Genomic DNA, 2,995 nt, shown 5'->3' on the forward strand with positions numbered 1-2,995 from the left:
ATATGCCTTTGCCATAATTGACATCCTTCCAGTGAGAACAAATCCTCACAGGTCAGGTGACAACCAAACCCTGGGCAGACCCAAGGTCAGTGCAACCATTTCGTGAGGACCACGACCTGGGGAGTCTTCATCCGGTCATGCCGAAAGGTGACTGGTTTCGTTCAGTGTGACCACGGCGTGGTTGTGGAAATAATCGTCTTCCCGAAGGTGGGTGATACTGCCTGAGTCGAGGCGGAAGCTCACAGTGTCGAGTGAGTCCAGAGGCATACCAATCCAATGAGCAATCGCTAAGGTTGCGGAACCTCCATGGGTAACGATGACCTTCTGGGGTGCAGGGTCTCTCATTATGGTGTCCATTCCGGAGAAGACTCGACTTGCCCAATGGGCTTTGGTCTCAGCACCTGCCAGACCTTCATCGTGGTCCATCCTTTCCCCGTTCAATGGGGGTGGAATGAATCGTTCCCGGAATAGAGCGTCAGGCATGCCCTCACCCTCGCCATAGGATTTTTCGCGCAGAGCGGTCAGCTCCTGAGGAGCAAGACCAAGTACGGATCCGACAATGGCAGCGGTTTCCCGAGCGCGGCGAAGATCTGACGTGTAAAGCGCAACTCCGGTGTCCACCAGGTTTGAAAGGGCTTGTGCGATCTGCTCCGCTTGATCTCGCCCGCGTTCGGTAAGCCGCGAGTCAAACCAGCCACCTACCCGGTTCTCTATATGGTGAGTGGCCTCTGGATGAGTGACGACGAAGATCTCCTTCATGGAAACCATCTAATCAGGCACCGCGCAGGTCGTCCGCGAACGATGGATACAGAGACACCGGCGGGTGAGACACGACGTGTGGATGTGATGGCTAGTTGGCGGTGTTTTGTTAGTGGTGATCGGCGGCTAGGGTGCAATCAGGGACCGCGCTGCGAAAGCTTTAGGTGGGAAGGCATTGTGATGCAGGAGACGCCGAGACGCATGCTTTGGTTCTTCGTCAGGCCCATGATCGAGTCAGTGCTTTTGGGCGTGATCGCCGGCATGATGGGTCAAGTCCTCTTGCCCGAAGGCACCATGCTGAGCTCGGGTGTCGTGCCAGGGTTGATGGTGGGGATTGTTGGCGGTATTGTCCTCGCCTTCGTGCGCCTGAGGACTGACACCAGGAGTAACCCGTCCGCAGGGGGTAGACGTCGAGTATTGGGTTGGACCACTGCGTCGGCGGCCGCCGCATTCTGGGTAATGACTTTGTGGACTTCGAACCCCCAGATCGCATGGTCGGGGCGAGTCCTTCTTGGCAGCGGCGTGGCAATTGGTTATGGGTTTTTGACTTACCGAGCCCTCACCTTGAAACGTCAGTAGCCCTGCACCGTCGCAGCCTCACACGCGGGGGAGACGGCGTCTCGGTTCCGCATTTCGAAAACAATGAGGTACACGGATAAGCAAGAAGCGAAGTGGAGTAAATTCGGCCTCGCCCGATAACGGTGATTGCCGCAGTTCCTGTGCCGGACACGACACTCTGATGTCCAACATGTCAATGAGGGCTCCGCGCCATATCCTTGATTCCCCTTAAGCCAGTACTTCAGGGACGATACTGAGCGCCAGCGTGGTCGATGGCCAAAGTGAGTCCAGCCGAGCGATCCAAGGATCGGCCATCACTCCCGCGTTCAGCCGTCGGAGTACCTCCCCAAGTGGCACCCACTCGGCCGCCATGACTTCACTCTGCTGCAAGATCACCTCCGCTGGCTGTGACAGGTTCAAGTGGCCCCACTGTGACGGTTTGAACCGGACCCACCTAGCGACTCGCGGGGCTTCTTGTGACGGTTTGAAGCGGCCCCACCCCAGCGTTGGAATCATCGATTCGTTTCCAGTGGTGGAGGTCAGGAATGAGAGCACGCGTGGAGGTATTCGCAGCAATCCGAAGGGACGCCCGACTGGAGGGCCTCTCCGTCCGTGCGCTAGCGGTTCGTCATGGAGTCCACCGCCGCACGGTACGAGCAGCTTTGGAGTCGGCAAAACCGCCGGAGCGGAAAACGCCAGTTCGATTGTCTACGAAGTTGGAGGCGTTTAAGCCTGCGATCGACGCGATGCTCGTTGAGGACACGACGGCACCTCGGAAACAACGTCACACCGCACGAAGGATCCTTGCCCGGCTGATCGAGGAGCACGGAGCTCAGCAGCTTTCGTATTCCACGGTTCGGGACTATGTCCGCGTCCGCCGTGCGGAGATCGACATTGAGGCCGGCCGCAGAGTTGAGGTATTCGTTCCTCAGGAGCACGCGACGGGCGCGGAGGCCGAGGTGGACTTTGGTGAGGTGTGGGTCGTCCTGGACGGGGTGAAAACGAAGTGTCATATGTTCGTCTACCGACTTTCCTACTCAGGAAAAGCGGTCCACCGGGTTTACCCGACCCAGGCGCAAGAAGCCTTCCTCGAGGGACACATCGACGCTTTCACCGCCCTGGGCGGCGTCCCGACGAAACACATCCGGTACGACAACCTGACCAGTGCGGTTACGTCGGTGGTGTTCGGGCAGGGACGGCAGCGGGTCGAGAATGACCGGTGGGTGCTGTTCCGCTCCCACTACGGCTTCGACGCGTTCTACTGCCAGCCCGGCATCACCGGTGCCTACGAAAAAGGCGGGGTCGAAGGTGAGGTAGGCAGGTTCCGCCGCAACAGGCTCTCCCCGATGCCCGTCGTCGCGACCTTGGACGAGCTCAACGATCGCATCCGGGGCTGGGAGTCAGAGGACGACGGCCGGCGGATCAACGATAAGATCCGTACCGTCGGTCAGGACTTCGACACTGAACAACCACTCCTCGCAGCTCTACCGACGGAGACGTTCGATCCGGGGTTGGTGCTGACGCCGAGGGTGGACCGGTCCTCAATGATTACCGTGCGGATGGTGAAGTACTCCGTGCCGGCCCGCTTCATCGGCCGGAAGGTCCGTGTCTCACTACGGGCCTCTGAGATCGTAGTGTTCGACGGGCGCGTGATTGTGGCTAGGCATCAGCGAATCAC

2 protein-coding genes are annotated in these 2,995 nt (G+C 59.1%); one reads left to right on the top strand and one right to left on the bottom strand.

All coding sequences use genetic code 11. The features are described 5' to 3' along the window. Positions 1-135 precede the first annotated feature (135 nt). Entirely contained in the window at positions 136-759 is a 624-nt protein-coding gene (locus ABD059_RS05710; RefSeq protein ID WP_343878401.1) for a histidine phosphatase family protein, read from the bottom strand. A 1,103-nt stretch (positions 760-1,862) separates the two neighbouring features. Between ABD059_RS05710 and istA the strand changes: the two genes are divergently transcribed. Further along, positions 1,863-2,995: IS21 family transposase (gene istA / locus ABD059_RS05715; RefSeq protein WP_343878402.1), on the top strand; the 1,133-nt coding region annotated here is incomplete at its 3' end.

This window comes from Arthrobacter flavus (assembly GCF_039526005.1).
In the GTDB taxonomy this organism is placed as follows: domain Bacteria; phylum Actinomycetota; class Actinomycetes; order Actinomycetales; family Micrococcaceae; genus Arthrobacter_D; species Arthrobacter_D flavus.

Coding starts and splice junctions, on each gene's coding strand:
- ABD059_RS05710 (WP_343878401.1), bottom strand. CDS start 759: ATGAAGGAGATCTTCGTCGTCACTCATCCAGAGGCCACTCACCATATA.